The organism is Oerskovia enterophila (assembly GCF_001692445.1).
Taxonomy (GTDB): Bacteria; Actinomycetota; Actinomycetes; order Actinomycetales; family Cellulomonadaceae; genus Oerskovia; species Oerskovia enterophila.
On record NZ_MAQA01000003.1, the window covers coordinates 1 to 24,690 of the forward strand.

Annotated in this window: 19 protein-coding genes and 1 pseudogene; 8 read left to right on the forward strand and 12 right to left on the reverse strand. The window is 70.1% G+C overall.

What is annotated here, in order from left to right; genetic code table 11:
• The first annotated feature begins 8 nt into the window (after nt 1-8).
• Nucleotides 9-194 (forward strand): RNase adapter RapZ, encoded by a 186-nt coding sequence (locus tag OERS_RS21900; protein WP_248948300.1) that lies wholly within the window; start codon nt 9-11, stop codon nt 192-194.
• On the opposite strand, the pseudogene uvrC reads toward OERS_RS21900, so the two are convergent.
• Nucleotides 119-1,999, reverse strand: a pseudogene (gene uvrC, locus OERS_RS01655) (excinuclease ABC subunit UvrC); the annotation flags it as partial. The gene OERS_RS21900 and the pseudogene uvrC overlap by 76 nt on opposite strands.
• A gap of 97 nt (nt 2,000-2,096) precedes the next feature.
• On the opposite strand from uvrC, the gene OERS_RS01660 reads away from it, so the two are divergent.
• Complete coding sequence (locus OERS_RS01660) at nt 2,097-2,582, forward strand: OsmC family protein (protein WP_056651572.1); 486 nt, start codon at nt 2,097-2,099, stop codon at nt 2,580-2,582.
• A 31-nt stretch (nt 2,583-2,613) separates the two neighbouring features.
• On the opposite strand, the gene uvrA is transcribed toward OERS_RS01660, so the two are convergent.
• Nucleotides 2,614-5,625, reverse strand: a complete 3,012-nt coding sequence (gene uvrA, locus OERS_RS01665) for an excinuclease ABC subunit UvrA (protein WP_068623875.1) — start codon at nt 5,623-5,625, stop codon at nt 2,614-2,616.
• Nucleotides 5,626-5,853: 228 nt separating this feature from the next.
• Here uvrA and OERS_RS01670 point away from each other — a divergent pair, with 228 nt between their 5' ends.
• Both OERS_RS01670 and OERS_RS01675 read left to right on the forward strand, forming a co-directional pair.
• Complete coding sequence (locus OERS_RS01670; protein ID WP_068623877.1) at nt 5,854-6,561, forward strand: MBL fold metallo-hydrolase; 708 nt, start codon at nt 5,854-5,856, stop codon at nt 6,559-6,561.
• A 46-nt stretch (nt 6,562-6,607) separates the two neighbouring features.
• The gene (locus OERS_RS01675; RefSeq protein WP_322788276.1) at nt 6,608-6,916 is read left to right on the forward strand and encodes a YciI family protein; all 309 of its coding nucleotides are present in this window, start codon (nt 6,608-6,610) and stop codon (nt 6,914-6,916) included.
• A 153-nt stretch (nt 6,917-7,069) separates the two neighbouring features.
• Here the strand turns inward: OERS_RS01675 and OERS_RS01680 are convergent, their stop codons facing one another.
• From OERS_RS01680 to uvrB, 3 genes are all read right to left on the reverse strand, one after another.
• On the reverse strand, nt 7,070-8,083 hold the full coding sequence (locus tag OERS_RS01680; protein WP_068623879.1) for a TerC family protein: 1,014 nt from the start codon (nt 8,081-8,083) through the stop codon (nt 7,070-7,072).
• Entirely contained in the window at nt 8,083-9,081 is a 999-nt protein-coding gene (locus tag OERS_RS01685) for a TerC family protein (RefSeq protein WP_068623881.1), read from the reverse strand. The genes OERS_RS01680 and OERS_RS01685 overlap by 1 nt, the downstream gene beginning before the upstream one ends.
• Before the next feature lie 296 nt (nt 9,082-9,377).
• Nucleotides 9,378-11,474 (reverse strand): excinuclease ABC subunit UvrB, encoded by a 2,097-nt coding sequence (gene uvrB / locus OERS_RS01690; RefSeq protein ID WP_056651558.1) that lies wholly within the window; start codon nt 11,472-11,474, stop codon nt 9,378-9,380.
• 251 nt (nt 11,475-11,725) lie between these two features.
• Here uvrB and OERS_RS01695 point away from each other — a divergent pair, with 251 nt between their 5' ends.
• Nucleotides 11,726-13,129 carry a choice-of-anchor A family protein gene (locus OERS_RS01695; RefSeq protein ID WP_068623883.1) on the forward strand — a complete coding sequence of 468 codons (1,404 nt, stop codon included), beginning with the start codon at nt 11,726-11,728 and terminating at the stop codon, nt 13,127-13,129.
• 150 nt (nt 13,130-13,279) lie between these two features.
• Here OERS_RS01695 and OERS_RS01700 read toward each other — a convergent pair whose 3' ends face one another.
• From OERS_RS01700 to OERS_RS01710, 3 genes are read right to left on the reverse strand one after another with little or no spacing between them, the layout of a single operon-like run.
• Nucleotides 13,280-13,915 carry a pyroglutamyl-peptidase I gene (locus OERS_RS01700; RefSeq protein WP_068623885.1) on the reverse strand — a complete coding sequence of 212 codons (636 nt, stop codon included), beginning with the start codon at nt 13,913-13,915 and terminating at the stop codon, nt 13,280-13,282.
• Entirely contained in the window at nt 13,912-14,529 is a 618-nt protein-coding gene (gene coaE / locus OERS_RS01705; protein WP_056761903.1) for a dephospho-CoA kinase, read from the reverse strand. The genes OERS_RS01700 and coaE overlap by 4 nt, the downstream gene beginning before the upstream one ends.
• 16 nt (nt 14,530-14,545) lie before the next feature.
• Nucleotides 14,546-15,010 carry a MarR family winged helix-turn-helix transcriptional regulator gene (locus OERS_RS01710; RefSeq protein ID WP_056651544.1) on the reverse strand — a complete coding sequence of 155 codons (465 nt, stop codon included), beginning with the start codon at nt 15,008-15,010 and terminating at the stop codon, nt 14,546-14,548.
• Nucleotides 15,011-15,160: 150 nt separating this feature from the next.
• Here OERS_RS01710 and OERS_RS01715 point away from each other — a divergent pair, with 150 nt between their 5' ends.
• Nucleotides 15,161-17,095 carry an ABC transporter ATP-binding protein gene (locus tag OERS_RS01715; protein ID WP_083201161.1) on the forward strand — a complete coding sequence of 645 codons (1,935 nt, stop codon included), beginning with the start codon at nt 15,161-15,163 and terminating at the stop codon, nt 17,093-17,095.
• Between the two features lie 28 nt (nt 17,096-17,123).
• Here the strand turns inward: OERS_RS01715 and OERS_RS01720 are convergent, their stop codons facing one another.
• The 3 genes from OERS_RS01720 to OERS_RS01730 form a co-directional block, all read right to left on the reverse strand.
• The gene (locus OERS_RS01720) at nt 17,124-17,723 is read right to left on the reverse strand and encodes an NUDIX domain-containing protein (RefSeq protein ID WP_068624211.1); all 600 of its coding nucleotides are present in this window, start codon (nt 17,721-17,723) and stop codon (nt 17,124-17,126) included.
• A 117-nt stretch (nt 17,724-17,840) separates the two neighbouring features.
• Nucleotides 17,841-19,310: a 30S ribosomal protein S1 gene (gene rpsA, locus OERS_RS01725; protein WP_056651541.1), complete on the reverse strand. Its 1,470-nt coding sequence runs from the start codon at nt 19,308-19,310 to the stop codon at nt 17,841-17,843.
• Between the two features lie 309 nt (nt 19,311-19,619).
• Nucleotides 19,620-20,645: a 6-phosphofructokinase gene (locus tag OERS_RS01730; protein ID WP_068624214.1), complete on the reverse strand. Its 1,026-nt coding sequence runs from the start codon at nt 20,643-20,645 to the stop codon at nt 19,620-19,622.
• Between the two features lie 131 nt (nt 20,646-20,776).
• On the opposite strand from OERS_RS01730, the gene OERS_RS01735 reads away from it, so the two are divergent.
• Together OERS_RS01735 and OERS_RS01740 are read left to right on the forward strand one after the other, a co-directional pair.
• Nucleotides 20,777-21,586: a class I SAM-dependent methyltransferase gene (locus tag OERS_RS01735; protein ID WP_068623887.1), complete on the forward strand. Its 810-nt coding sequence runs from the start codon at nt 20,777-20,779 to the stop codon at nt 21,584-21,586.
• 141 nt (nt 21,587-21,727) lie between these two features.
• Nucleotides 21,728-21,943 carry a helix-turn-helix domain-containing protein gene (locus OERS_RS01740; protein WP_248948288.1) on the forward strand — a complete coding sequence of 72 codons (216 nt, stop codon included), beginning with the start codon at nt 21,728-21,730 and terminating at the stop codon, nt 21,941-21,943.
• A 72-nt stretch (nt 21,944-22,015) separates the two neighbouring features.
• Here the strand turns inward: OERS_RS01740 and polA are convergent, their stop codons facing one another.
• Nucleotides 22,016-24,649: a DNA polymerase I gene (gene polA / locus OERS_RS01745; protein ID WP_068623891.1), complete on the reverse strand. Its 2,634-nt coding sequence runs from the start codon at nt 24,647-24,649 to the stop codon at nt 22,016-22,018.
• Between the last annotated feature and the right edge of the window lie 41 nt (nt 24,650-24,690).

Sequence of the window (24,690 nt, forward strand, 5' to 3'; positions counted from 1 at the left end):
TCACCGGTATGTCCGGGGCAGGGCGCACGCGTGCTGCCGCGGTCCTCGAGGACCTCGACTGGTACGTCGTGGACAACATGCCGCCCAAGATGCTCGTGCCGCTCGTCGACATGATGACGCGCGCGGGCCCGAGGCCGGGCACGTCGTCCAGGACCGAGACGGTCATGGCCTTGCCACGCTTCTTGCGGTGGTAGGAAATCGCGAACCGGTGCGCCTCGTCGCGCACGCGCTGGAGCAGGTAGAGGCCCTCGGAGCTGCGCTGCAGGATCACGGGGTAGTCCTCGCCGGGCAGCCACACCTCCTCGAGGCGCTTCGCGAGCCCGCACAGGGCGACGTCGTCGATCCCGAGCTCGGCGAGCGCCCGGGCGGCGGCCGCGACCTGGGGCGGACCACCGTCGACCACGACGAGGTTGGGCGGGTACGCGAAGCGTGCTGCGCGGCCCGCCGGGGCGTCGGCCCCGACCTCGCCCGACCGGGGGACGTAGCCTGCGGCCACGGCGTCCGCGTCCTGCGCCGTGTCCTCGTCGGCTCCCAGGTCCATCTCCACGTCGCTCGCCTGCGACCGGTCCGCGAGATAGCGCTTGAAGCGGCGCGTGATGACCTCGTGCATCGCGGCCGTGTCGTCGCGCGCTCCCAGGCCCTCGGGCCCACGGATCGCGAAGTGCCGGTACTCGCTCTTGCGCGCGAGCCCGTCCTCGAACACGACCATCGACGCGACCTGGTGGGTTCCCTGCGTCGTGGACACGTCGTAGCACTCGATGCGCAGCGGCGCGGTCTCGAGGCCCAGGGCCTCCTGGATCTCGCGCAGCGCCTGGCTGCGCGTGGTCAGGTCGCCGGCTCGGCGCGTGCGGTGCAGCGCGAGGGCGTGCTCCGCGTTCTTGTGCACCGTGGCGGCGAGCTCGCGCTTGTCCCCGCGCTGGGGCACTCGGACGTCCACCTTGGCGCCGCGGAGCCCCGTGAGCCAGGACACGACCTGCTCGGTGTCCGGAGGAAGGACCGGCACGAGCACCTCGCGGGGCACGACGCTCGACGACGGCGTGGAGGAGTCGCCCAACGACTCGTCGGCCGAGCCGTAGACCTGCTGGAGGAGGTGCTCGACGAGCTCCGCGTCCGTCACGTCCTCGACCTTCTCGACGATCCAGCCACGCTGACCACGGATGCGCCCGCCGCGGACGTGGAAGACCTGGACCGCGGCCTCGAGCTCGTCGCCTGCCAGGGCGAAGATGTCCGCGTCGGTCGCGTCCCCGAGCACCACGGCGTTCTTCTCCATGGCGCGCTCGAGCGCGATGATGTCGTCGCGCAGGCGTGCCGCCTGCTCGTACTCCATCGCGGCAGCGGCCTCCTTCATCTTCGCCTCGACCCGGCGGATGAACTTGGCCGTGTCGCCGGCCATGAAGTCACAGAAGTCCTCGGCGAGCGCGTGATGGTCCTCGGGGCTGATGCGTCCCACGCACGGCGCCGAGCACTTGTCGATGTACCCGAGCAGGCACGGGCGCCCGGTCTGCTGGGCCCGCTTGAAGACCCCCGCGGAGCACGTGCGCACCGGGAAGACCCGCAGCAGGAGGTCGAGGGTCTCGCGGATCGCCCAGGCGTGCCCGTAGGGGCCGAAGTACCGCGTCCCGGGGCGCTTGGCGCCGCGCATGACCTGTGCCCGGGGGAACTGCTCGCCCAGCGTCACGGCCAGGTAGGGGTAGGACTTGTCGTCCCGGTACTTGACGTTGAAGCGCGGGTCGAACTCCTTGATCCACGAGTACTCGAGCGCGAGCGCCTCGACCTCGGTCCCGACCACCGTCCACTCGACCGAGGCGGCCGTGGTCACCATGGTCTGGGTGCGGTAGTGGAGGTTCGTCAGGTCCTGGAAGTAGCTCCCGAGACGCGCTCGCAGGTTCTTGGCCTTGCCCACGTAGATCACGCGTCCGTGCTCGTCGCGGAACCGGTAGACACCGGGCGACGTGGGGATCTCTCCCGGGGCGGGGCGGTACGAGGACGGATCTGCCATGTCCGTCAGCCTAGGTCAGCCCACCCACACCCCGGGTGGCCCTGTCCACCGTGACGCCCGTCACACATGTGACGGCCCGTGCCGCTAGGGTGACGGCATGGGCGCCCTTCACTCCTATGCCGCGACCGTCCGCTGGACCGGCGCAGGCCAGACCGGAACCACGACCTACACCGCGTACAGCCGGGACCACGAGATAGACCTCGCGGGTCGCCCGACGCTCCCCGGGTCTGCCGACCCGGCGTTCCGCGGAGACCCCGGCCGGTACAGCCCCGAGGAGCTGTTCGTCGCGAGCCTCTCGCAGTGCCACATGCTGTGGTTCCTGCACCTCGCGTCGGCCGCGGGGATCGTGGTGCGCGAGTACTCGGACGAGGTCACCGGCACCATGCGCGTCGAGTCGGCGGGGGCCGGTCAGTTCACCGACGTCACGCTGCACCCGCACGTCGTCGTCGACGACGGGCCCCAGGTCACCGACGAGGCCGTCGCAGAGGTCCACCGCCGGGCCCACGACCACTGCTTCCTGGCCCGGTCCGTGAACTTCCCGGTGCTGCTCGAACCCGCCCCGCTGCGCACGCACGCAGCCTGACCGCCCGGCTGCGTGAGCGCGACGCCGCGCGTCAGGCGCTCTCGCGTGCGTCGTCGTCGGATGCACCCACCGACGCCTTCACGGCCGCCGAGGACTTCGAGGCCGCGGCCGTGGCCTTGCGCACCGGGGTCTTCCGGGGCGCCTTGGCAGCGGGCGCCTTGGCTGCCGCGGCCTTCTTGGGCAGCGGCGCGACCGGGATCGGGTCACCCGGGAGCACCTCGGCGAGGAAGCGGCCCGTGTGGCTCGCGGCGACGGCCGCCACCTGCTCGGGCGTGCCCTCGGCGATGACCCGGCCTCCGCCTGATCCGCCCTCCGGACCCATGTCGATGACCCAGTCGGCGTTCTTGATGACGTCCAGGTTGTGCTCGATCACGAGCACCGAGTTGCCCTTGTCCACGAGCGACTGGAGCACCGCGAGGAGCTTGCGGATGTCCTCGAAGTGCAGTCCCGTCGTGGGCTCGTCGAGGACGTAGATGGTGCGCCCCGTCGATCGCTTCTGCAGCTCGCTGGCCAGCTTGACGCGCTGCGCCTCACCGCCCGAGAGCGTGGGTGCGGGCTGCCCCAGGCGCACGTACCCCAGACCGACCTCGGAGAGAGTCTTGAGGTGCCGCGAGATCGTGGGCACCGCGGCGAAGAACTCCGACGCCTCCTCGATGGGCATGTCGAGCACGTCGGCGACGGTCTTGCCCTTGAAGTGCACCTCGAGCGTCTCGCGGTTGTAGCGCGCACCGTGGCAGACCTCGCACGGGACGTAGACGTCCGGCAGGAAGTTCATCTCGATCTTGATGGTCCCGTCGCCCGAGCACGCCTCGCAGCGCCCACCCTTGACGTTGAACGAGAACCGACCAGGCGTGTAGCCCCGCACCTTGGCCTCGCTGGTCTCCGCGAAGAGCTTGCGGACATGGTCCCAGACCCCCGTGTACGTCGCGGGGTTGGACCGCGGCGTGCGCCCGATGGGCCCCTGGTCGACGTGGACCACCTTGTCGAGGTTCTCGAGCCCGGTGATGCGCCGGTGCCGGCCGGCGACCTGCCGTGCCCCGTTGAGCTCGTTCGCGAGCACCGTGTAGAGGATCGAGTTGACGAGCGTGGACTTGCCCGAGCCAGAGACCCCCGTGACCGCGGTCAGCGTGCCGAGCGGGAAGCTGACGTCGATACCCTCGAGGTTGTGCTCGCGCGCACCGATGACCGTGACCTGACGGCTCTTGTCCACGGGACGACGCGTCGCCGGCAGGGGGATGCTGCGGCGCCCGGCGAGGTAGGCACCCGTGACGGACTCGGGGGCCTCGAGGAGTCCCGCGTAGTCGCCCGAGTGGATGACGCGCCCGCCGTGCTCCCCCGCCCCGGGGCCGATGTCCACGATCCAGTCGGCGGCGCGGATGGTGTCCTCGTCGTGCTCGACGACGATGAGCGTGTTGCCCAGGTCGCGCAGCCGGGTGAGCGTGTCGATGAGCCGCCGGTTGTCCCGCTGGTGCAGACCGATGCTCGGCTCGTCGAGGACGTACAGCACACCGACGAGCCCCGAGCCGATCTGCGTCGCGAGCCGGATGCGCTGCGCCTCGCCCCCCGAGAGGGTCCCGGCCGGGCGCTCGAGCGAGAGGTAGTCGAGGCCCACGTCGAGCAGGAAGCCCAGGCGGGCGTCGATCTCCTTGAGCACCTCGGTCGCGATGGCCTTCTGGCGTGTACCGAGCTCGAGCGAGCCGAGGAAGTCCGCGGCCTCGCGCAGCGGCAGACGGCAGACCTCGGCGATCGACTTGTCGCCGACCTTGACCGCGAGGACCTCGGGCTTGAGGCGCGTGCCCTGGCAGACGGGGCACGGCGTCTCGCGCATGTACGCCTCGTACTTCTCCTTGGACCACTCCGACTCGGTCTCGCCGTGACGGCGTTCCAGGAAGGTCACGACGCCCTCGAAGCCGGTCGAGTACTGACGCTCGCGGCCCCAGCGGTTCTTGTAGCGGACGTGGACCTCGTGGTTCTGGCCGTAGAGGACGGCCTGCTGCGCGCGCTGCGGCAGCGCGCGCCAGGGCACGTCCATGGAGAACCCCAGGTCCGAGGCGAGAGCGGTCAGGACGCGGTTGAAGTACTCGGAGGAGATCTGGGCCCAGGGAGCGACGGCGCCCTCGGCGAGCGACTTCTCGTCGTCCGGGATCACGAGGTCCGGGTCCACCTCGAGCCGGAACCCGATGCCCGTGCACTCGGGGCACGCGCCGTAGGGCGCGTTGAACGAGAAGGTACGCGGCTCGATCTCGTCGAGCGTGAGCTCGTGGTCGTTGGGGCACGCACGCTTCTCGGAGAACCGGCGCTCGCGCTGCGGGTCGTCGGCGTCCGCGTCCACGAGCTCGACCACGACGAGGCCACCTGCGAGGCCGAGAGCAGTCTCCACGGAGTCGGTGAGCCGGCGCTGGACGCCCTCGCGCGAGACGAGACGGTCGATCACGACCTCGATGTCGTGCTTGAGCTTCTTCTCGAGCGCAGGCGGGTCCGTGAGCTGGACGACCTCGCCGTCGACGCGGGCACGCGCGAACCCCTTGGACTGGAGCTCCTTGAAGAGCTCGCTGTACTCGCCCTTGCGTCCGCGCACGACGGGGGCGAGGACCTGGTAGCGAGTCCCCTCCGGCAGCTCGAGGAGACGGTCGACGATCTGCTGCGGCGTCTGGGCCTGGACCTTCTCTCCGCAGACGGGGCAGTGCTGGGTCCCGGCGCGTGCGAACAGCAGGCGGAGGTAGTCGTAGACCTCCGTGATGGTCCCGACCGTCGAGCGAGGGTTGCGGTTGGTCGACTTCTGGTCGATCGAGACCGCGGGCGAGAGCCCCTCGATGAAGTCGACGTCCGGCTTGTCCATCTGCCCCAGGAACTGACGGGCGTAGGCGGACAACGACTCGACGTACCGGCGCTGCCCCTCCGCGAAGATCGTGTCGAACGCGAGAGAGGACTTGCCGGACCCCGACAGCCCCGTGAAGACGATGAGCTGGTCCCTCGGCAGGTCGAGGTCGACGTTGCGGAGGTTGTGCTCACGGGCACCAGCGATGACAAGGCGATTGCTCACCGAAGCATCGTATGCCTCGCCCCTGACATTCGCACACCTGTTCGAGACGCGGACGACCGGCGTCGCCCCGACCGGCGAGCCGACGGCGCGTGCGCCATGCCCCTGACCAGCACTCCGAGCAATCTGCTCGCCGTGCCAGACTTCGACGAGAGGCTCGTCACACGACCAGCCGAGCGCCGTCGGTTCAGCCACCCCGCCGGCTACCGACCGGAACAACCTGGAGGGCTCGTGGGATACACCGGAGACGTCACGGTCGGAGGTCCGCGGGACCTGCGGGTCCTGGACGAGGTCGAGGTCCGCAAGCTCGCCGTCGGACCGTCGGACAACAACGCCTACCTCCTGACCTGCCGGAGAAGCGGAGCCCAGCTCCTGGTGGACGCTGCTGCCGAGCCGGACCGGCTCGCCGAGCTCGTCCGTGAGGGCTCGCCTTCGGCCCGCCTCGACATGGTCGTCACGACGCACCGTCACCGCGACCACATCGCCGCGCTCGCGTCCCTCGTGGCGGTCACGGGAGCCACGGTCGCGGTCGGCGAACCCGACGCCGATGCCGTCACCCGTGCCACGGAGGTCGGCGTCGGCAGATCCTTGCACGACGGCGACACGCTCGTCGTCGGGCACCTCACCCTCGGGGTCGTCGCCCTGCGCGGCCACACACCTGGGTCGGTCGCGCTCGCGTACCGCGAGCCCGAGCACGCCACCGCGCCCGGGGCCGTCCCCGGGCGCGCACACCTGTTCACGGGAGACTCGCTCTTCCCGGGCGGGGTGGGCAACACCGAGCAGGACCCTGGACGCTTCGCACTCCTCTACGCCGACGTCACCGAGAGGCTCTTCGACAGGTTCGACGACGCGACGTGGGTCTACCCCGGGCACGGCGCGGACACGACGCTCGGCACCGAGCGTCCCCACCTCGAGGAGTGGCGCGCACGAGGCTGGTAGCAGCGGCTGCGGACCACGGGCGGCCCGTGCCGCTCGAGGTGCTTGAATGAGCGACATGCCGATCTTCGCCGTGACCTACACGTACGCCGACAAGCCCGCCGTCCTCGACGCGTTCCGCCCCGAGCACCGTGCCTTCCTGGGTGGCCTGCTCGAGCAGGGCACCCTGCTCGCGTCCGGTCCCCTCGCCCAGGACGTCGCCAACCCCGCAGGGGCGCTCCTCCTGGTCGAGGCCACCGACGAGGCGGGCGTGGCCCAGACGCTCGACGCCGACCCGTTCGCCCGGGAGAACGTCATCACGCGTCGCACGGTCCGTCCCTGGGTTCCCGTGCTCGGCCCCTGGTCCGACCGCATCTGACCCGGGACGGCCCGCGGCTCTACCTGCGCCGCCCTGACCTGCCCGGCACGACCGGGCCCGCCACCCGACCCAGCCCGCGCAGCACGACGGCCCGCCTCCCCGAAGGGAGGCGGGCCGTGGCGTACCGGGCCGAGCGTGCGCCGGGTGAGCCGACTAGGAGGCCACGTCGACGTCGTCGGACACGGTCTCCGCCTTGTCCTGGCCGCGCGTGCGCAGCAGGCTCGCGACCGTCGTGACCCCGAGCGCTCCCACGATCACCACGAGCGAGAGCCAGATCGGGACCGTGGGGACGGCCTCGATGTGGTGCCCGCCGTTGATGAACGGCAGCGTGTTCTCGTGGAGCGCCTCGAGGATCAGCTTGACCCCGATGAAGCCCAGGATCACCGCCAGGCCGATCGGCAGGTAGACCAGGCGCTCCAGGAGACCACCCAGCAGGAAGTAGAGCTGACGGAGCCCCATGAGTGCGAACACGTTCGTCGTGAACACGATGAACGGGTCCTGCGTCAGGCCGAAGATCGCGGGGATCGAGTCGAACGCGAACAGCAGGTCCGTGCTGCCGATCGCGAGGAACACGATGAGCATGGGCGTGAAGAGCCTCTTGCCGTCGACCACGGTCCGCAGCCTGCCACCGTCGTACGTCTGCGACAGGGGAAGCACCCGCCGCAGCGAGCGGATCATCCGGTTCTCCTGGTACTCCTCCGGTTCGTCCCCGCCCGCGACGAGCTTGATCGCGGTGTAGATCAGGAACGCGCCGAACAGGTAGAACACCCACACGAACTGCGCGATGATCGCCGCACCCGCCAGGATGAAGGCGCCGCGCAGCACGAGCGCCACGATGATCCCCACCATGAGGACCTTCTGCTGGTGCTCACGGGGTACGGCGAACCTCGTCATGATGATGACGAACACGAAGAGGTTGTCCACCGACAGGCTGTACTCGGTGAGCCAGCCCGCGTAGAACTCGACCGCCGGGGCGCTCCCGCCCACGAGAGCGACGAGCCCACCGAAGACCAGTGCCAGGGCGACGTAGAACGCCACCCACAGGCCGCTCTCCTTCATCGACGGCACGTGCGGGCGACGGCCCACGATCACCAGGTCGACGAGCAGGAGGACGACGAGAGACGTCAGCGACGCCGCCTCGAACCAGAACGGGAGCTCGTGCTGCATCAGTAGGTTTCCTTCTCCAGGCGACGACGGTCGCTACGGTCCTTCGCGAGGCTCGCGATCGTCGTGATCGCGAGGGTCACCACGATGAAGCCGAGCGAGACGGCGGTCGAGATCTCCGGCAGGAAGGTGATGTGCTCGCCACCGTTGATGAAGGGGATCTCGTTGGTGTGCATCGCGTGGATGAGGAGCTTGATCCCGATGAAGCCGAGGATCGCGGCCAGGCCCCACGCGAGGTAGACGAGACGGTCCAGCAGGCCGTCGATGAGGAAGTAGAGCTGGCGCAGACCCAGGAGCGAGAACGCGTTGGCCGCGAAGACCAGGAAGGTCTCCTGCGTCAGGCCGAAGATCGCGGGGATCGAGTCGACCGCGAACAGGAGGTCGGCGCTGCCGATCGCGATCATCACGATGAGCATGGGCGTGATGTAGCGCTTGCCGGAGATGGTCGTGAACATCTTGTCCTCGACGTACGCGTCCGTCGTCGGGAAGAGGCGACGCGTGAGGCGCAGGACCGCGTTCTCCTGGTACTCCTCCTCGTCGTGCGACCGCGCGCTCCTCATCTGCGCGTAGGCCGTGTAGATGAGGAAGGCACCGAAGATGTAGAAGACCCAGCTGAAGTTCTCGATGAGCGCGGCGCCCAGGAAGATGAAGATCGTGCGCAGGACCAGGGCGATCGTGATGCCGATCAGCAGGACCTTCTGCTGGTACAGCCGCGGGACCCGGAAGCTCGTCATGATCAGGACGAACACGAAGAGGTTGTCGACCGACAGGCTCTTCTCGGTGATGTACCCGGCGAAGTACTCCCCGCCGTAGACCGAGCCGAAGTAGGCCCAGATCCCGACGCCGAAGAGGATCGCGATGCCGACGTAGCCGGCCGACCACCACGAGGCTTCCTTGAGGGTCGGGGCGTGGGGGGTGCGGACATGACCCACGAAGTCGAAGGCCAGCATCGCGACGATGATGCCGATCGTCGCGGCCCACATCCAGACAGGAACATCCATCACACATACCTCCGGTACGTAGCACTGAGTACCGAAGGTCTCTTCCGCCCGTAGACGACCACCGACCGGCCCGAGGGCGGTCGCGAGAGGTAGCCGTGCTGGACCGGTGACACCGGGCCGACGATTGCGTCGACCGTGATGACGACATCACCGTGTTCGGGAATACTCCCCTTCAACCGAGCAAGCATAGGCCATCGCAGCCGCGAGTCGCCCACGCCTTCCACAACCGTCATGGGCGGCGGGATCATCCCGCCCCGCGAACCGGCCCGCTCCTGGGGCCGGCACGCGGATCCCCGTCAGGCGGTCGCGGAGTGCATCTGACGCAGCTCCTTCTTGAGACCCGAGATCTCGTCGCGCAGGCGCGCCGCGAGCTCGAACTGGAGCTCGGCGGCCGCCCCGTGCATCTGGTCGCTCAGCTCCTGGATCAGGTCGGCGAGCTCGCCCGCAGCGACCCCGGCGAGCCGGTTGGTGGCCGCACCCGCCTTGGTCCCACCCGGCACGGGGGCCTTCCCCTTGCCCGGCTGGCGGTAGCCACCCGCGAGGAGCTCCTGCGTGTCGATGTCCTCGCGCGCCAGCATGTCCGTGACGTCGGCGATCTTCTTGCGCAGCGGCGTGGGGTCCACGCCGTGCTCGAGGTTGTACGCCACCTGCTTCTCGCGGCGTCGGGTGGTCTCCTCGATCGCCTGCGCCATGGCCGGGGTGATCTTGTCGGCGTACATGTGCACCTGGCCCGAGACGTTGCGGGCCGCGCGCCCGATCGTCTGGATGAGCGACGTCCCCGACCGCAGGAACCCCTCCTTGTCCGCGTCCAGGATCGCGACGAGCGAGACCTCGGGGAGGTCCAGCCCCTCGCGGAGCAGGTTGATGCCGACCAGGACGTCGTACTCGCCCAGGCGGAGCTCGCGGAGCAGCTCGACGCGGCGCAAGGTGTCCACCTCGGAGTGCAGGTAGCGGACGCGCACGTCCCGCTCCAGGAAGTAGTCCGTGAGGTCCTCGGACATCTTCTTGGTGAGCGTCGTGACCAGGACGCGCTCGTTGCGCTCGACCCGTTCACGGATCTCGTGGAGCAGGTCGTCGATCTGACCTGTGGTCGGCTTGACCACGATCTCCGGGTCGACCAGCCCGGTGGGCCGGATGATCTGCTCGACGACCCCGTCCGACATCGAGAGCTCGTACTTGCCCGGCGTCGCCGACAGGTAGACCGTCTGCCCGATCCGTTCGACGAACTCCTCCCAGCGCAACGGCCGGTTGTCCATGGCGCTGGGCAGGCGGAACCCGTGGTCGACGAGGTTGCGCTTGCGCGACATGTCGCCCTCGAACATGGCCCCGATCTGGGGCACGGTCACGTGCGACTCGTCGATCACGAGGAGGAAGTCCTCGGGGAAGTAGTCGAGGAGCGTGTGCGGCGCCGTCCCGGCCTCACGGCCGTCGATGTGCCGCGAGTAGTTCTCGATGCCCGAGCACGACCCGATCTGGCGCATCATCTCGATGTCGTACGTGGTGCGCATGCGCAGACGCTGGGCCTCGAGAAGCTTGTTCTGCCGCTCGAGCTCGGCCAGACGCTGCTCGAGCTCGGACTCGATCGAGGTGATGGCCCGCTCCATGCGCTCCGGCCCGGCGACGTAGTGCGTGGCCGGGAAGAGGTTGACGCTCTGCTCGGAGCGCACCACGTCGCCCGTGAGCGGGTGCAGAAGGTGGATGGCCTCGATCTCGTCGCCGAAGAACTCGATACGGATCGCGAGCTCCTCGTAGACCGGGATGATCTCGACCGTGTCCCCCCGGACCCGGAACGTGCCACGCGTGAAGGCCATGTCGTTGCGCGTGTACTGCATGGTGACGAACTGGCGCAGCATCACGTCGCGCTCGACCTGGTCGCCGACGTCGAGACGGACCATGCGGTCGACGTACTCCTGCGGCGTCCCCAGGCCGTAGATGCACGACACCGACGCCACGACCACGACGTCCCTGCGGGTCAGCAACGAGGACGTCGCAGAGTGCCGCAGACGCTCGACCTCGTCGTTGATCGACGAGTCCTTCTCGATGTAGGTGTCCGTCTGCGCGATGTACGCCTCGGGCTGGTAGTAGTCGTAGTACGACACGAAGTACTCGACCGCGTTGTTGGGCAGCAGCTCGCGGAACTCGGTGGCGAGCTGCGCAGCCAGGGTCTTGTTCGGCGCCATGACGAGCGTCGGACGCTGCAGCTCCTCGATCAGCCATGCCGTCGTCGCAGACTTGCCGGTCCCGGTCGCACCGAGCAGCACGACGTCCTTCTCCCCCGCCCGCAGGCGCTCGGAGAGCTCGGCGATGGCTGTCGGCTGGTCGCCCGAGGGTGTGTAGTCGGAGATGACCTCGAAAGGAGCGACGGTGCGCTGAAGATCGGTGACGGGTCGCATGTCTCCACGGTACGGCGAACCACCCACACGGACCTGACGGCTCCGTGCCGTGCCGCGATCCGCGCCGCGACCCGAGGCCGGACTTTCACCCGACAGGGGATTTGGCGTGTCGCAGCAGAGCGCCCTAGGGTGCCCGTAATCCTTGCTATCTCGTGCTATCCCCCGACAAAACGGACGTCGGCGGATTCGTCCGAGCTGGATTCGTACACAGAACTTACTTTCACGTCCTCGACCCCACCCCGGAGACATCGATGTTCCTCAGCACGACGCGCCGGACCCCCCGGCGCACCCTTCTCAGCGCGCTCGCCACGGGCGCACTGGCCACCGGACTGATCGGTGTCGCCGGGATGCCGGCCGCCGTCGCCGCGCCTCCGGCGACGACCCCCTTGTGCACGCCGTCGAGCACCCTCCCGGGAATCACGACCGGTGGCCCCGCCTTCACCGACGAGGGCGTCGCGGTCTTCGTCGGGGGCGACTACGCGGCCCGCGCGGGAGCGGCTGAGTCCGAGGGTGTGCTCCTCGCGGGAGGAACGGTCGACATCGCCACGGGCGGACTGATGAACTTCGGCCGCGCAGGCGGCGGATCGCAGATCGTCCCGCCCGGCGGGAGCGACATGATCGTCGCGGGCGCCGGCGTCTCGGTCTCGAGCGGCCGCATCGACGTCGGGCACGGCATCGCCAAGGGGGGCAACGTCACGGCCACGCGCTCGATCGACGGGACCATGGAGCTCAACGGCGGCGCCCGGAAGCCGAACAGCTCGGCACCCACGCAGAGCGCCAAGGCTACGGGCTCCCTGCTCAGCACGACCTCGGCCGACCTCGCGGCCCTCCCGGCGACGGGTTCGCTCGGGACGAAGGGCGGCTACGCCTCGCTCACGGGCGACGGGACCAGCGCCACGCAGGTCTTCTCCCTGTCGGCCCAGGAGCTGAGGAAGACGAACGGCACGCTCGTCTTCGCGAACGTCGGCGCCACGGCACCGATCGTCGTCAACGTCTCGGGCAGCTCCGTCGACTTCGCGATGGTCCACACCGCGGCAGAGTCGATCGACCAGCGGATCGACACGTTCACCACCCTGGGGGCGTGGGCGCCCCGCATCCTGTGGAACTTCCCCGACGCCACGTCGCTCGCCATCTCGGGCAACAGCCAGACCGTCGGATCGATCCTCGCTCCGAAGTCCTCGGTCAAGGTCGTCCAGAGCACCAACACCAACGGCCGGCTCTGGGTCGGCGGTGACCTGACGTTCGGCGGGAACGGCGGCAGCGGACTCGAGCACCACAACTACCCGTGGATCGGCCTCACGTCGCTCGGGTGCGACCCCGAGCCGCCGACGAACCTCGTGGTGCCCCCGGCACCGGACGAGCCCACGATCCCCGAGGTCCCGGACGCCGAGGAGACGCCGGCCCCCGCACCGTCCGAGAGCGTCCCCTCGGAGGACAAGACCACCACGCCCGCCGAGAAGGTCGCCGCGCCGGGCGAGACCCCCACCTCGGGGACCGCGGGGTCCACCACTCCCCCGGCCGCGACCGCGGCGAAGGAGGAGAGCGGGCTCGCGAGCACGGGTGCGCGCACCGCACTCGTCGTCGCGATCTCCGTCGCGCTCCTCGGCGCCGGTGCCGGCCTCGTCGTGACGGCTCGCCGCCGCGCCACGAGCTGAGCACCGCTCTGCCGATCGGCACCTGACACGCCACGGGCCCCAGGGATCACCCTGGGGCCCGTGGCGTGCCCGTCGGCACCGCGGCTCGACAGCGGACTGCTCGTCGACGCCGGAGCCGTCGAGGTCCGGAACCGCCAGCGTTCAGCGCGCTCAGTGCTCGGCGCCCGCCGAGACACGCACCACGTCGTCGCCCACCCCGAGCGACCCGTCGAGGTCTGCCCGGGCGGTCTCGACGACGACCCGCAGGGCCGTGACGGTCGAGGCCAGCGGCAGGGACTCGCCGTCGGGCACGTGCACGAACCCCGCCCGCACCCCCTCCCGACCCGACGACCCGTGCATGAGCGCTGCGAAGGTCGCGTTGCAGACGTAGGTCCCGGCGGTGCTGGACACCTCCACGGGTATCCCGGCCGCACGCACCGCGACCAGGCTCGCCTTGAGCGGGAGCCCGGTGAACCAGGCCGCGGGCCCGTCCGCGACGACCGGCTCGTCCACCGGGGCGGAGCCCGCGTTGTCCGGGATCCGAGCGTCGATCACGTTGATCGCGACCCGCTCGAGGCGGACCGCGCTCGTCCCGCCCGCGAGCCCGACCGCGATCACGACCCGGGGCTCGTACTGCTCGATCGCAGCCCGGAGCGCGGGCCACGCCCCGTCGAACGTGCAGGGCAGCTCCACGGCGACCAGTGGCTCGTCACCGTCCCACGCGTCGCGCAATGCGCTCACGGCCTGCCAGGACGCGTTGGTCGAGGCGCCGTCGAACGGCTCGAACCCGGAGAGCAGGATCGTCACGCGAGCTCCTCCGCGGTCTCCTGGACGATCCGCTCCCACAGCGCGTCGACCTCGGCCCGCAGCGTCTCAGGTGCTCCGCTGCCGTCGAGCGTCACGTCGGCCGCGGCGAGCCGCTCCCCGTCGGTGGCCTGCGCGGCGATGCGTGCGCGCGCCTCGTCCTCGCTCATGCCGCGGGACTCGACGAGGCGTCGGACGCGGACGTCCTCGGGGGCGACGACCACGGCCACGAGGTGGAAGGACTCGGCCTGACCGGTCTCGACGAGCAGAGGGATCGCGTGCACGACGACGGCGCGGGGGTCGCGCGCGGCCACGAGCGCCTCGCGCTCGGCCGACAGGCGGCGCACCTCGGGGTGCACGATCGCGTTGAGCCGGGCCCGCGCCGCGTCGTCGCTGAAGACGATCGTCCCCAGGCGAGCGCGGTCGAGCGTGCCGTCGGGCGCGAGCACGGTCTCGCCGAACGCATCGACGACCTCGGCGAGGCCCACGGTCCCGGGTGCGACCGCGTCACGCGCGAGCACGTCGGAGTCGATGACGCACGCCCCGAGCTCGGCGAAACGGTCGAGGGCCACGGACTTTCCTGCTGCGATCCCGCCGGTCAGGCCTACGCGAAACATGGGTCCATCCTGCCAGTCATGGCCGGTGCGCACGCCCTGAGACCTGGTCCGCCTCACCGGCCACCGCGCGGAGCAGGCGCAGCAGCTCGTGCCGGTCGTCCTCGCCCAGGCGGGCCAGGAGGGTCCCTGCGCTGGTCTCGCGCTCGGCAGCGACCTGCGCGAGCGTCTGACGGCCCGCCTCGGTGAGCTCGACGAGCGTGGCACGACGGTCGGTCGGGTCGGGGAGCCTGCGTACGAGGCCGGCCGCCTCGGCGTCGTCGACCTTGGACGTCACGGAGCGCGGGGCGACGTCGAGCATGCCCGCGAGGGCGCTGGGGCGCTGGGGTCCGTCGCTGTGCGCGAGCGCGCGGAGCATGCGGAACTGCCCCGGGGTCGTCCGGGCGCGCCCCAGCCGCTCCCCTGCCTCGCGGCGCACGCTGCGCATCGCGGCGTGCAGGAGGGTGAGGAACTCGGCGTTCTCGGCGTCGAAGTCTGTCGTCACAGGCACGAGACTAGCCGTCGTGCGACATATTGTGAACCAACTCATGGTGAGGTAGGCTCACTACCGGCGTCGAGGCTCCTCCTCCGCCGCTCCCTCCGACCCTCTGGAGGCCACGTGTCCTTCCCCTCACCCTTCGGCGGCGGCTCCGGCATGCGCACCTTCCGCCAGGACTCCTCGATCACCAAGCAGCGCCTGCACCGCGGGACCGTCCGGCGGATCCTCGGCTTCGCCCGCCCCTACAAGGCGCAGCTCGCCGTGTTCCTCGTGCTCATCGCGCTCAACGCCGCGGCCGGCGCGGTCACCCCGCTCCTCTTCAAGGCCCTCATCGACGACGGAATCACCGCGGGCAGGGTGGACGTGGTCGTCCGGATCGCTCTCGTCGTCGCACTCCTCGCCCTCGTCTCAGGAGTCCTGAGCGTCGGCGAGCGCTGGTACTCGGCCCGTGTGGGCGAAGGCCTCATCTTCGACCTGCGGACCGCGGTGTTCGACCACGTCCAGCGCATGCCGCTCGCGTTCTTCAGCCGCACCCGCACCGGAGCCCTGGTCCAGCGGCTCAACGGGGACGTCCTCGGAGCCCAGCAGGCCTTCACCTCGACGCTGTCCAACGTCTTCTCGAACCTGCTGACCGTGGTGTTCGTGCTCGCGGCGATGCTCTCCATGTCGTGGGAGCTCACCCTCATCGCGCTCGCGCTCCTGCCCGTGTTCGTCCTGCCCGCGCGCTGGGTCGGCCGCAGGCTCGCAGGCATCACGCGCGAGAGCTACGCCCTCAACGCCGACGCCGCGCAGATGATGAACGAACGCTTCAACGTCGCGGGTGCCCACCTCGTGAAGATCTTCGGCCGCCCCGAGCAGGAGTCCGCGACCTACGCCGAGCAGGCTGGACGCGTGCGCGACATCGGCGTGACCTCGGCCATGTACGCGACGGTCTTCCGCGTGGCGCTGACGACCGTCGCCTCGGTCGCCGTCGCGATCGTCTACGGGCTCGGTGGCGTCATGGCCATCCGCGGGACGCTCACCGTCGGCGTGGTCGTGGCACTGACCGCGTACCTCGCACGCCTGTACGGCCCGCTCACCGCGCTGTCCAACGTGCAGGTGGACGTCATGACCGCACTCGTCAGCTTCGAGCGGGTGCTCGAGGTCCTCGACCTCGAGCCGTCCGTCACGGACGCCCAGGACGCGGGCGACCTGTCCGACGACGTCGCTCACCACGGCGCGACGCTCGCCCTCGAGCACGTCACCTTCCGCTACCCGGGCGCCGCGGACGTCTCGCTCGCGTCGCTCGAGGCAGTGGCGACCGAGTCCTCGGACCCGACGACCGACACGCTCACCGACGTCTCGTTCGCCGTGCCCGCGGGCGCGATGGTCGCGATCGTCGGCCCCTCGGGGGCGGGCAAGACCACGATCTCGCAGCTCGTCACGCGGATGTACGACCCGACGGGCGGGTCCGTGCGCATCGCGGGCCGTGACCTGCGCGACGTGACGCAGCGGTCGCTGCAGGACACCGTGGGAGTCGTCTCCCAGGAGGCGCACCTGTTCCACGACACCATCGCCGGCAACCTCCGGTACGCGAAGCCCGCGGCCACGGACGCGGAGCTGTGGACCGCCCTGCGGCAGGCGCACGTCGCCGACCTGGTCGAATCTCTCCCGGCCGGCCTCGAGACCGTGGTCGGGGACCGCGGCTACCGCCTCTCGGGTGGCGAGCGCCAGCGTCTGGCGATCGCTCGTCTGTTCCTCAAGGCGCCCTCGCTCGTCGTCCTCGACGAGGCGACGGCGCACCTCGACTCGGAGTCCGAGGCCGCCGTCCAGCTCGCCCTCGACGCGGCGCTGCAGGGCCGCACCTCGCTCGTGATCGCGCACAGGCTCTCGACGGTCCGGCAGGCCGACAAGATCGTCGTGCTCGACCAGGGACGCGTCGTGAGCACCGGGACCCACGCCGAGCTCCTGGCGCACGGCGGGCTCTACGCCGAGCTGTACCGGACGCAGTTCGCGACGGACGGCGACGGCTCTGCGCGCGCCGGCGCGACCGGGACCGCCCGTCCGGCCGTTCCCGTGATCTCCGCGCACGAGGAGAACGTGGTCGCCTGACGCACCCTCGGGCGGACCGCCCGAGGACTCACGCGAACCGGCCGAGCCACAGTCCCGCCAGTGCGAGCGCCGCGATGGTCTCGCCGTCGCGGATCGTCCCGTCGGCGACCATCCCGAGGACCTGACCGAAGGGCAGGGTCTCGACGCGGGAGATCCCCTCCTCGGCCTGGTCGGCCGAGGGGGCGCTCCCCTGTCGCCCGAGCACAGCCCCGTCGGAGCTGCTGGACTCCGGCCCGGGCGGGAAGCCCGTCAGCCCTCGAGCCACGAACACGTGCTCGGGGGCCTTCGCCACCCCGTTGAGGGCGTCCATGCCTCCGACGCGCACCCACTCGTCGGCCCGGAGCCCGGTCTCCTCGAGGAGCTCGCGCCGGGCCGCGACCAAGGGGTCCTCGCCGTCGGTCGCTCCGGCCGGGACCTCGGTCGAGACGGCTCCGGTCGCGTACCGGTGCTGGGTCACGAGCACGACCTCGTCGGCGTCGGTGAGGGCCACGACGAAGACCGACGGCCACCGCATCTCGACCACCCCGTAGATCCCGGGCGCCCCGTCCGGCCGGACGACCTGGTCCTCCCGGACCCTGATCCACGGGTTCTCGTACACGGTCCTGGTGCTCTGGGTGGTCCACGGCATCGTCACACCCTAGGCGACCTGGCGTGGCGCTCGGCAACCCCAGACACGACAGGACCCGCCACCCGAAGGTGGCGGGTCCTGTCAGAAGATCACCCTGGCCGCGAGGCCAGGAGGAGATCAGTTACCCGTGAGCTTCTCGCGCAGAGCGGCGAGCGCCTCGTCCGAGGCCAGCGTGCCGGCAGCCTCGTCCTGGACCGGGGTCGAGGAGTAGGTCGCTGCAGAGCTGGTGGACTCGCCCGAGGTGACGGCCTCGTCGTCGGCCTTGAGAGCCTCGGCGACCTGCTTGCGGTGAGCCTCCCAGCGCTCGTGAGCCTTCGCGTACTGCGACTCCCACGTCTCGCGCTGAGCCTCGAAGCCCTCGAGCCACTCGTTGGTCTCGGGGTCGAAGCCCTCGGGGTACTTGTAGTTCCCCTGCTCGTCGTACTCGGCAGCCATGCCGTACAGCGCGGGGTCGAAGTCGTCCGACTCCGGGTCCACGCCCTCGTTGGCCTGCTTGAGCGACAGCGAGATGCGACGGCGCTCGAGGTCGATGTCGATGACCTTGACGAAGACCTCGTCACCGACGTTGACGACCTGCTCGGGCAGCTCGACGTGGCGGACAGCCAGCTCGGAGATGTGCACGAGGCCCTCGATGCCGTCCTCGACGCGGACGAACGCACCGAACGGAACGAGCTTCGTGACCTTGCCCGGCACGACCTGACCGATGGCGTGCGTACGAGCGAAGGTCTGCCACGGGTCCTCCTGCGTCGCCTTCAGCGACAGGGAGACGCGCTCGCGGTCGAAGTCGACGTCCAGGACCTCGACCGTGACCTCCTGGCCCACCTCGACGACCTCGGAGGGGTGGTCGATGTGCTTCCAGGACAGCTCGGAGACGTGCACCAGACCGTCGACGCCGCCGAGGTCCACGAACGCACCGAAGTTGACGATCGAGGAGACGACACCGGGGCGCACCTGGCCCTTCTGCAGCGTCTGCAGGAAGGTCGAGCGAACCTCGGACTGCGTCTGCTCGAGCCACGCACGACGCGACAGGACGACGTTGTTGCGGTTCTTGTCGAGCTCGATGATCTTCGCCTCGATCTCCTTGCCGACGTACGGCTGGAGGTCGCGGACGCGACGCATCTCCACCAGCGACGCGGGCAGGAAGCCGCGCAGGCCGATGTCGAGGATGAGGCCGCCCTTGACGACCTCGATGACGGTGCCGGTGACGACGCCGTCCTCTTCCTTGATCTTCTCGATCGTGCCCCAGGCACGCTCGTACTGAGCGCGCTTCTTGGAGAGGATCAGGCGACCTTCCTTGTCCTCCTTCTGGAGGACGAGGGCCTCGACTGCGTCACCGACCTTGACGACGTCCCCGGGGTCCACGTCGTGCTTGATGGACAGCTCGCGGGAGGGGATGACGCCCTCGGTCTTGTAGCCGATGTCGAGGAGAACCTCGTCGCGGTCGACCTTGACGATCGTGCCTTCGACAATGTCACCGTCATTGAAGTACTTGATGGTGGCGTCGATGGCGGCAAGGAAGTCCTCTTCGGTGCCGATGTCGTTGATGGCAACCTGAGGTGCGGACTTCGCGGGGGTGGAGATGGTCATTGAGTTCGATGCTCCGATGCGGACAGGAAGTAGTTCGGATAGGGATGCTGCTGTGGTGGTCACCACCGGTGACCTCCGCTCCGAGCACGGAACGGTCCCACCACGACGGACACGGATCGGCGTCACGTCTCAGGCAGAAGGTAGGGCGGTAGGCGCACTGCACCGTCAGACATCTTATCGACGGAATGGCGCAGGGGTCAAAGGGAGATTCTCGCGTTCACCCCCGAGCGCGGGAACGCGCCCGCCCGACGACGCGCGACGGCCGCCCGTGGTCCCACGGACGGCCGTCGTGCAGTGCGCGTGCGCCGGTCAGGACAGCGCGTGCGCGACGCGCAGCAGCTCCGCCGGGACGTGCTTGACCTTGCCGGCGATCTCGTCGAGCGGCACCAGGACGACGCTCTCCCCACGCAGCGCGGTCATGACCTTCGACTCGCCGCGCGAGACGGCGTCGACCGCGGCCACGCCGAAGCGGCTGCCGAGGATGCGGTCCGTCGGCGTCGGCTCCCCGCCGCGCTGGACGTGCCCGAGGACCGTCAGGCGCGTGTCGAACCCCGTGCGCTTGGCGATCTCCGCCGAGACGCGCTCGCCGATCGACCCTGCGATGATCTCGCCGTACTTGCCGAGCTCCTGCGTGAAGTTCATGCTGCTGCCCTCGCGCGGCACGGCCCCCTCGGCGACGACCACGATCGAGAAGTTCGCGTGCGCACGGTGGCGGTGACGCAGGAACTTCTCGATGGCGTCCATGTCGAACGGGTCCTCGGGCGCGAGCACGACCTCGGCGCCACCGGCGATGCCCGCGTTCACCGCGATCCAGCCCGCGTGCCGGCCCATGACCTCGACGACCATGACACGGTTGTGGCTCTCCGCGGTCGTGTGCACACGGTCGATCGCCTCGGTCGCGATGTTGACGGCCGTGTGGAACCCGATCGACAGGTCGGTGCCCTCCACGTCGTTGTCGATCGTCTTGGGGATCGCGACGATGTTCACACCCGCGTCGGCGACCTTGCTCGCCGCGTGCAGCGTGCCGTCGCCCCCGATGCAGATCATGGCGTCGAGGCGCTCGGCCTCGACCGTGGCCAGGACCGCGTCGATCCCGCCGTCGGAGGCGTGCGGGTGAAAACGCGCCGTTCCCAGGAGGGTCCCGCCGACCGGGAGCACGTTGCGGATGTCCTGGCGCCCGAGCGGGATGATGTCGCCGTCGACGACACCCTTCCACCCGTTCCGGAACCCGATGATCGTGTGTCCGTACTCGCCCATCCCCTGCTTGACGACGGCCCTGATGGCCGCGTTCAAACCGGGGCAGTCCCCGCCACCTGTGAGCAGACCGATGCGCAACTCGAACCTCGTCTCGTGATGAGTGATCGTCGGAAGGCGGACCAGCGCCATCGCTCGACCGACCAGCCCCTACCCTATCGACCACCTGGGCAGATGCTGACGCAGGCCCCTCGTCGCGAGACGATAGATGCATGACGGATGAGACGATCGGATCGGTCGGGTACCGGGACGTCCCGGCGGAGCAGGGCGGCGCCGCGGGTCGCACCTGGTGGGACGCCAACGCCGAGGAGTACCTCGACGAGCACGGGGACTTCCTGGGGGCGGTCGAATTCTGCTGGTGCCCCGAGGGGCTCCGCGAGGCCGACGCCCACCTCCTGGGAGACCTGGACGGGCGGCGCGTGCTCGAGGTCGGCGCGGGCGCCGCGCAGTGCTCGCGCTGGCTCGCCGCACGCGGCGTCGAGGTCGTCGCGACCGACGTGTCGGGCGGCATGCTGGGCAGAGGGGCCGCGCTCAACGCCTCGACCGGGGTCCCGGTCCCGCTGGTCCAGGCGGACGCCCGGCGTCTCCCGTTCGCCGACGCGAGCTTCGACGTCGCCTTCACCTCGTTCGGCGCCATCCCCTTCGTGCCCGACGCCGGAGCGATCCACCGCGAGGTCGCTCGCGTCCTGCGTCCCGGGGGTTCGTGGGTCTTCTCGGTGACCCATCCGCTGCGCTGGGCCTTCCCCGACGACCCGAGCACGCACGGGCTGACGGCGAACCGCTCGTACTTCGACCGTCGCCCCTACGTCGAGACCGACACCGCCGGGCGCGTCGCCTACGCCGAGTACCACCGCACGTTCGGCGACCATGTGCGCGAGGTCGTCGCCGCCGGACTCCTGATCGAGGACGTCGTGGAGCCTGAGTGGCCGGCCGACAACCAGGAGGTCTGGGGTGGCTGGGGGCCGGTGCGGGGCGCGTACCTGCCCGGTACCGCGATCTTCCGGACCCGCAGCGCGGGCTGACCCACGGTCGGCTGTCGCAGCGAGGGGCGTCAACCAGGGTTGACGACTCGTCGGACGTCAACCTATGTTGACAGCGTGGTGGCTGCTCGCCACCTGGACCGGGGAGACCCGCTACCGGAGGAACCGATGAAGGAGCCCGACATGACGATGCTCGTCCGCGCGGCCGACGACGACGATCCGCTGCGCGCGCTCGCTGCGCTCCGCGACCTCCGGGACGAGGCCGACCGGCGCGAGGCGCTCGTCGTCCGCCGCGCACGGACCCGCGGGATCCCCTGGGCGGCGATCGCGACGATCCTCGGTGTCAGCCGCCAGGCTGTCCACAAGAAGTACGGCGGCTCGCGCTTCACGCGGTCCTGAGCCTCCGACGGCGGAGGGCCGCCCGCTGACAGCGGACGGCCCTGCGCTCTCCCGCCGACGGCGGACCAGGTGTCAGTGGCCGGCGTCGTGCCAGGTGCGCCCTGCGCCCACCGAGACGTCGAGCGGCACCGAGAGCTCGGCCGCGGCGCCCATCTCGCGGCGCAGGAGTTTCTCGACGGTGTCCCGCTCCCCCGGTGCGACCTCGACCACGAGCTCGTCGTGGACCTGGAGCAGCAGTCGCGAACGGAGATCCTGCTCGTCGATCGCGCGCTGGACGCCCAGCATCGCGACCTTGATGATGTCGGCGGCGCTGCCCTGGATGGGGGCGTTGAGCGCCATGCGCTCGGCCATGTCGCGGCGCTGACGGTTGTCGCTCGTGAGGTCCGGCAGGTAGCGGCGACGCCCCAGGATGGTCGCGGTGTAGCCCGTGACCCGGGCCTCGTCGACGACGCCCGTGAGGTAGTCGCGCACGCCGCCGAAGCGCTTGAAGTAGTCCTCCATGAGGCCCGCGGCCTCACCCACCGAGATGTTGAGCTGCTGCGAGAGACCGAACGAGGACAGACCGTAGGCGAGGCCGTAGGACATGGCCTTGATCTTGGAGCGCATGGCGGGGGTGACCTGGTCGGTCGGGACGTCGAACACGCGCGAGCCCACGTAGCTGTGCAGGTCCTCGCCGGAGCGGAACGCCTCGATGAGGCCCTCGTCGCCCGACAGGTGCGCCATGATCCGCATCTCGATCTGGCTGTAGTCCGCGGTCAGCAGGGTCTCGTAGCCCTCGCCCACCACGAACGCCCGGCGGATCCGCCGGCCGGCCTCGGTACGGATGGGGATGTTCTGCAGGTTCGGGTCGGTCGAGCTCAGTCGCCCGGTCGCCGCGATGGTCTGCTGGAACGTCGTGTGGATGCGCCCGTCGGGGGCGACCGACTTGAGCAGGCCCTCGACCGTCTGGCGCAGGCGCGTGGCGTCGCGGTGCGCGAGCAGGTGCTCGAGGAACGGGTGGCCCGTCTTGGCGAACAGGTCCGCGAGGGCTGCCGCGTCCGTGGTGTAGCCGGTCTTGATCTTCTTGGTCTTGGGCATGCCCAGCTGGTCGAACAGGACCTCCTGGAGCTGCTTGGGCGAGCCCAGGTTCACCTCACGCCCGATCACGTCGTACGCCTCGGTCGCGGCGGTCGCGACGAGCTCGCTGAAGTGCTTCTCGAGCTCGGTCAGGTACTCGACGTCCGCGGCGATGCCGCGCGACTCCATGCGGGCGAGCACGTCGACGAGGGGCAGCTCGAGGTCCTTGAGCAGGTGGTCCGCGCCGCGGTCCCGCAGCTCACCCACCAGTACCTCCGAGAGGTCGAGGACTCCTGCTGCGCGCACCGCGTCCCGCTTGTCCTCGCCCGAGCCGTCGAGCGAGAGGTCGAGCGCTCCCTGGGGCTCGTCGTCGACCGCCTCGACCCGCAGCTCGCGCTTGAGGTGACGGATCGCGAGGTCGCCCAGGTCGTAGCCCCGCTGGTCCGGGTGGCACAGGTAGGCCGCGAGCTCGGTGTCGAAGACCACGCCCTGCAGGTCGAACCCGCGTGCCGCGAGCTCGTGCCACGTGGCCTTGGCCCCGTGGACCACCTTGGGTGCGTCGGCGTCCGCGAGCCACGCGGACAAGGCCTGCTCGTCGACGACCGCGACGTCGGCGAGGTCCACCGCGACCGCTGCGGCGCCGTCGTCCGCGACCGCGAGCGACCACGCGTCCCCGCCCACCGGGGCGGCCTTGCCAGCGACAACGAGGCCCACGGGGCGCTCCTTGCGGGCCGTGAGCCAGCCCCCGAGCTCGCCCTGCCCGAGCACGGCGAGCGAGACGTCGAAGCCCTCCTCGACGTCCTCCTCGCCCTCCGGGGCGAGCGCGAACAGACGCTCGCGCAGGGCCGTGAACTCCAGGGCGTCGAACACGCGGTGCATGGCCTCGCGGTCCCACGGCTGGACCAGCAGGTCGTCGGGGCCCAGCGGGAGCTCCATGTCCGTCAGCAGCGCGTTGAGCTGACGGTTGAGCCGCACCTGGTCGAGGTTGGCCCGCAGGTTCTCCCCCGCCTTGCCCGTGATCTTGTCCGCCGACTCGAGCACGCCGTCCAGGCCGTCGTACGCATTGATCCACTTGGCGGCCGTCTTGGGGCCCACGCCCGGGATGCCCGGCAGGTTGTCGCTCGTCTCACCGACGAGGGCCGCGAGGTCCGGGTAGCGCTCGGGGGGGACGCCGTACTTCTCGAGGACCGCGTCCGGGGTCATGCGCGCCAGGGTCGAGACGCCCACCTTGGGGTAGAGCACCGTCACGTCCTCGCGGACGAGCTGGAACGAGTCGCGGTCGCCCGAGCAGACCAGGACCTCCATGCCGGCCGCGGCAGCCTGGGTCGCGAGGGTCGCGAAGATGTCGTCCGCCTCGTAGTTCTCCTTCTGCAGGACCGGGATGTTGAGCGTCGCGAGGATGTCCTTGATGAGCGGGACCTGCCCCTTGAAGGGCTCGGGGCTCGCGTCGCGCGTGCCCTTGTAGGTCGGCAGGACCTCGGTGCGGAACGAGGCGCGCCCGGCGTCGAACGCGACCGCGACGTGCGTCGGCTTCTCGTCGCGCAGCAGGTTCGTCAGCATCGAGACGAACCCGTAGACGGCGTTCGTCGACTGCCCCGTGGTCGTCGAGAACTTCTCGACCGGCAGGGCGAAATAGGCCCGGTAGGCCATCGAGTGTCCGTCGATCAGCAGGAGGCGAGGTCGCGAAGTGG